Below are 5,579 nucleotides of genomic sequence, written 5' to 3'. Positions count from 1 at the left end.
GGGCGGCGCGGACGGCTCCGAGGGCGAGGGGGTCGCTGGCGCAGATGATGCCGGTGACGCCGCGTTCCAGGAGTCGGGTGGCTGCGGCCTGGCCGCCTTCCAGGGAGAACATGGCCCGTTCCACGTGCGCGTCGGGCAGGGTGCCGTTCGCCGCCTCGGCGGCCTGCTGGGCGGCGGCCAGCTTGCGGCGGGAGGGGATGTGGTCGGAGGGGCCGAGGACCAGGCCGATGCGCTCGTGGCCGAGGGACGCCAGGTGCCGCCAGGACTGCCCCACGGCGACGGCGTCGTCGCAGGCGATGCAGGGGAAGCCGAGATCGGGTATGGAGGCGTTGACGAGCACCACGGGGATGTTGCGTTCGGCGAGCAGCCGGTAGTGGTCGTGCGGGGCGTCCGCCTGCGCGAACAGACCGCCGCCGGCGAAGACGACCCCGGAGACCTGTTGCTGCAGCAGCAGTTCGACGTAGTCGGCCTCCGAGACGCCGCCCTTGGTCTGGGTGCACAGCACCGGCGTCAGCCCCTGCTGGGCGAGTGCGCCGCCGATGACCTCGGCGAACGCGGGGAAGATCGGATTCTGCAGCTCGGGCAGGACCAGGCCGACCAGGCGGGCGCGCTCGCCCCGCAGCTGGGTCGGCCGCTCGTAGCCCAGCACGTCCAGCGCGCTCAGCACGGACTGCCGGGTCGTCTCCGAGACCCCCGGCTTGCCGTTGAGCACCCGGCTGACCGTGGCCTCGCTGACCCCAACCTTCTTCGCCACCTGAGCAAGTCGTCGTGTCACAAACGCAAGACTAGCGCAAGTCTCGCAAGAGACTTGCGCCAGTCAGTGACCTGTCCGACAACAGCCGTTGCCGATCCCCGTTGCAGGCCGGTCCTACGGATTGCGGATGATCTCGAACGTGGACGTGGTGTTGCGGATGTCCACGGCGTTGTCGCCGAGCTTCAGTCCGTTGAAGGTGACCTCACCGACCGCCGGTCCCTGCCCGCCCTCGGGCATCTCGTTGGCCCACAGGCCGAAGCCGGACTTGGCGTCGAACTCGTCACCGCTCTTGTGCGCGCCCGTGACGGAGACGTCGGTGAAGACCGTGTCCTTGATGGGGTACTGCGGCTGGCCTCCCACGTAGTTCGTCTGGAACATGATGCCGCTGTAGGTCGGATCGACGATGTCGACGTTGTTGACCCGGATCCCCTGGAACACCTTGGACGCCGAGAACACCCAGATGCCGGGGAAGGTCTGCCCGTTCCAGAAGTGCCCGCCGGCCCGGACGATCGACACGTTCTCGAAGGTCGTCGGATCGGTGCCGAAGCCGTTCATCGGGTAACCGAAGTCCAGCGAGCTGATCGTGATGCCCGAGTAGACCAGGGTGTCCGCGATGTGGATGTTCCGGAAGGTGTTGTTGTAACCGCCGTAGACGGCCAGACCCGCGGCACGCCAGGTCAGCGTCGTCGTGAGGTTCTCGTACAGGTTGTTCTTCATGTCCGCGCCGCCCGCGTCGATCGCCGAGAAGAGCGCGAAGCTGTCGTCACCGGTCGCCCGGGCGTCGTTGTTGGACACCAGGTTGTCGGTCGAGCCGTTGGTCATGTTGATGCCGTCGGCGAACATGTTGCGGATCCGGGAGTTCTTGATCGTCATCCGGTCGGTGTTGGCGCCCCAGTACAGGCACACCATGTGCTCGTTCCAGATGTTGTCGATCACGATGTCCGAGGCGTTGGAGAAGTCGAACACCTTGCCCGGCCCGTCGATACGGGACGTGTAGTTGCCGAAGTAGGCGAAGTTCGCGAACGTCGAGCCCTTCGCGCTCGCCTCGGCACGGAACCCGATGTCGGTGTTGTCCTGCGTGGTGGGGGCGTGGAACTTCGTGAACCAGGGTCCGGCGCCGACCACCTTCACCGCCTTGCCGTACACCTGGAACTTGCTCGACGTCTGGTAGTCGCCGGGCGGCAGGTACACACCGACCAGCTTGCCCGAGGTGTCCATGCGGACCTTGTCGAGCGCGTTCTGCACGTCCTGGTGCGAGAAGCCGGCCGGCACCGCGTACGCCGCCGGGTCGGGGTTGGGCACCGCGGAGACCTGCTCCAGGTTGACGAAGTCGATCGCGTAGTCGGTGGTGTTCGCCGCGTCCTTCTGCAGTCGGACCGTGCTGCCCGCCGGGACGGTCTCGCCCAGCATGAGGTGCGCCTCGTCGTAGATGTGCCGCGGGGCGCCCGCACCGGGGGAGTTGCCCGGCGACGCCTCGGCGCCGTACAGCCAGGCGTACTTCGAGGTGAGCGGCAGTGCCTTCTTCATCACGCCGTCGACGTACACGTTCAGCGTGGCGTCGATGCCGCCGCCGCCCGGGGCGTCCGGGATCGAGAAGCGGGTCACCAGGGTGTTGGTGTCCGCCTTGGTGGTGAACTCGACGTACTCGCCGGTCTTGGCCAGGTGGACGGCCTTGCGGCCGGACGCCTCGCCCGCGATGTCACCGATGGTGCGGTTGGGGCCGACCACGGTGGCACCGCCGCCGACCGTGCCGTCCTCCGCCTCGTACATGTCGTACGGCATGTTCGCGCCGCGCCCGACGAACAGCGGCTGTGTGGAGGTGTTGTTCTCCCGCTTGACCGGCAGTTCGTTCGCGTCGTCGGCGACCGTGACCTTGAGGGAGTACGAGCCGTTGGCCGCCTTCCAAGTGCCGAGGTCCACGGCGGGGGAGGTCTTGCCCGCGGCGATGACGCCGGAGTGTGCGCCGGTCAGGGTCCTGACCGTGTCGCCCTTGGCGTCGAGCAGGGCGAGCGTCACCGCGTGGCTGCCGTCCGCCGAGTCCTGGGTGCCCTGGTTCTTCAGGGCGACCTTGAAGGTCACGTCGTCACCGGCGGCCGGACTGGACGGCGAGGTGGTGACGGCGGCGGCGACCAGGTCGGAGCTCTGCACCGGCTTGACGACCAGCGGATCGGGCCGCGTGTAGGTGTTGTTGGTCTCGTTCTGCTCGATGATCTCGTTCGCCTCGTCGGCGACCGCGCTGAGTTCGTACGAACCGGCCTCGCGTGCCCCGACGGACGCGCTGACCGTGCTCTGCTCACCCGCCTTCAGGGCGGGGACGTCGGCGGTGGCGACCTTGGTGTCGCCCAGCCGCAGAGCGACCTTGCCTGCCGGTGCGTCCGCGGCGCCGCTGTTGCGGACGGTGGCGGACACGGTGATCTCGTCCGACTCGACGGGGGACTCGGGCGACGCGGTCAGGCCGGTCACCTCGAGGTCCGGGTTGGGCGCCGGGGTGCCGACGACCTGGAACTCGGCGATCTGTCCGGCCGTCGCCCCGGTGTTGGAGGTGAACTTCAGCTGGACGTCCGCGGCGCGTTCGCCGACGGGTATCGTCACGCTGTTGCCACCGCTCGCCGGGTCGAAGACGTAGTCCTTCGCGTCCACCAGGGAGGTGAGGGCGGAGGCGTCCTGGGCACGGCCGAGGACCTGGATGTTCTGGGTGCGCTTGGACCAGCCGGTGTCCGGATTGAGCTTGAGCACGACGCTGTCGACGTCCGCGTTCGCGCCCAGCTTCAGGGTCAGCGTGTTCGGATAGCTGCCCGCCGCCCCCTCCCAGTAGGTCGAGGTGCTGTTGTCGTTGGCGTTCTCGGCGACGTAGGTGTGGATGTGGGACGAGGCGCTGATCGGCTTGCCGACGGCCAGGTTCGACCCGTCCTTGGTGCCGTTGCGGATCACCGAGTTGCTGTCGCCCGACACGTTGCCGGCCGCGTCCCTGGCCCGCACGAAGTAGGTCACGTTCGCCGACGCCGGCTGTGTGTCGGTGTAGGTGGTGACGTCACCCGCGACGCTCTTGCGGAGCTTGTTGTTGGCGTAGACGTCGTACCCGGTGACGCCCTCGTTGTCGGTCGACGCGCCCCAGGTCAGCTTGATCTGCCCGGCGGCCGGTTCGGTGAGGGCCAGGTTCGAGGGCGCGGTGGGCGCCTGGGTGTCCCCGGTGTCGGCGCGGCGGGTGACCGAGTTGCTGTTGCCCGAGACGTTGCCGGCCGCGTCCTTGGCGCGCACGTAGTAGGTGACCGTCGTGTCGGCGGGCCTGATGTCGGTGTACGTGGTGACGTCACCGGCGACCGAGGTGAGCAGCTCGCCGCCTGCGTAGATGTCGTACCCCGTGACGGCCGTGTCGTCCGAGGACTCGTTCCAGGTCAGCTTGATCTGCCCGGTGGCCGGTTCGGTGAACGCGAGGTTCGCGGGCGCGGTGGGCGCCTGGGTGTCACCGGTCTCGGGGCCGTAGACCTCCAGCTCGGAGACCTGGGCGGCGGGCTGACCCGTGTTGGCCGTCACCAGGACCCGCACGTGGCGCGCGGTGGCCGCGTCGAAGGTGATCGTGGCCGACTGACCGCCGGCCGCGTCGAAGGCGTACGCCTTGGCGGCGGTCAGGTCGGTGAAGTCCGAGCCGTTCTCACTGGCCTGGATCTTCAGCGTCTGGCTGCGGTTCGGCCAGCCGTCGGGCAGCCGCAGGACGACGCGGTTCACCCGGCGCGAGGAGCCGAGGTCGGCCTGGAGCCACTGCGGCAGGGCGTTGTTGGCGCTCTCCCAGTAGGTGGCCTTGTTGCCGTCGTTGCCGTTGCCGGGGGTGTACGCACCCGTGGAACTGCTCGCCGTCAGCCGTCGGCCGGCGGCCAGGTTCGTGGACGACTCCCCGGCCGCGTGCACCTCGAGCTCGGAGAGCTGGGCCGCCTGCCACCCGGTGTTCGCCGTGATGTTCACCCGCACGAACCGGGTCTGGGTGGCGGGGAAGGACACGGTGACCGTGTTGCCCGAACCGGGATCGAAGGCGTAGGTGGCGGACGTCTTCAGCGTGCTGAAGCTCGTGCCGTCGGCGCTGCCCTGGACGGAGAGCGTCTGGTCGCGGCCCTCCCAGCCGGCGGGCAGTCTCAGGACGACCTCGTCGATGCGCTCGGTGGCACCGAGGTCGGTCTGGACCCACTGGGGCAGGCTGCTGCCGCCGCTCTGCCAGTACGTGCCCTGGTTGCCGTCGGTGATGTTGGCGGCGCCGTACTCGCCGTGCGAGCTGCTCGCCGCCGTGGCATCTCCCACGGCGATGTTGGGTCCGCCGGCTGCCGTGGCCGACAGCAGCGGTCCTCCCAACGCCAGGAGACTGGTCGCGACCACGGTGCACAAGGCACGTGATCTCCAGTTCCGGTTTCTCATCTGTCCCCACATCAGGTAGACACCCAAAGTTCGCTGGCATTTACGTTGAGCGCTCGCAGAGTTGCAGAGAAATGTTGAGTCGTCTACAGGGTGAGCAGCGGAAAGTCGGCGCACGGCAGCGCCCGGTGAGGTCCATGAGGAGTGGGCAGTCGCCGGGGCATGCCTCGGATCAGCGACTTTCACGGGCTACGTCAGGTAGCCGCAAGTCGCTGTCATTTCCCGCAAGGAACTTGCGGTCGAGAAGGGCTGCGAGTGCCGCTAGCCGGCGGCCGGCTGTGCGGTGGAGCCGCGGACGACGAGTTCCGGTTCGAAGAGCAGCTCGCCGTGCGGGACTTCGGTGCCCTGGATCTGGGCGCAGAGGAGGTCGACGGCGGCGCGTCCCATGGCTTCGATGGGTTGGCGGACGGTGGTGAGGGGTGGT

Annotated in this window: 3 protein-coding genes; all 3 read right to left on the bottom strand. The window is 68.5% G+C overall.

Going from position 1 to position 5,579, the window contains the following annotated elements; translation table 11 throughout:
- On the bottom strand, positions 1-775 hold a 775-nt coding region (locus tag IE258_RS40300), incomplete at its 3' end, for a LacI family DNA-binding transcriptional regulator (protein WP_189750759.1).
- A gap of 93 nt (positions 776-868) precedes the next feature.
- A complete protein-coding gene (locus tag IE258_RS40295) occupies positions 869-5,158 on the bottom strand; it encodes a discoidin domain-containing protein (protein WP_189750758.1) in 4,290 nt (1,429 codons plus the stop codon).
- A gap of 258 nt (positions 5,159-5,416) precedes the next feature.
- Positions 5,417-5,579, bottom strand: a 163-nt coding sequence (locus tag IE258_RS40290; protein ID WP_189750757.1) for a substrate-binding domain-containing protein, incomplete at its 5' end; no start/stop codon positions are given.

The organism is Streptomyces tendae, assembly GCF_014650435.1.
GTDB classification, from domain to species: domain Bacteria; phylum Actinomycetota; class Actinomycetes; order Streptomycetales; family Streptomycetaceae; genus Streptomyces; species Streptomyces tendae.
This window is presented reverse-complemented; position numbering and strand designations above follow the sequence as displayed.

Bases quoted from the DNA above. Each gene is read 5' to 3' on its own strand.
- IE258_RS40295 (WP_189750758.1), bottom strand. From the start codon at position 5,158: ATGAGAAACCGGAACTGGAGATCACGTGCCTTGTGCACCGTGGTCGCG.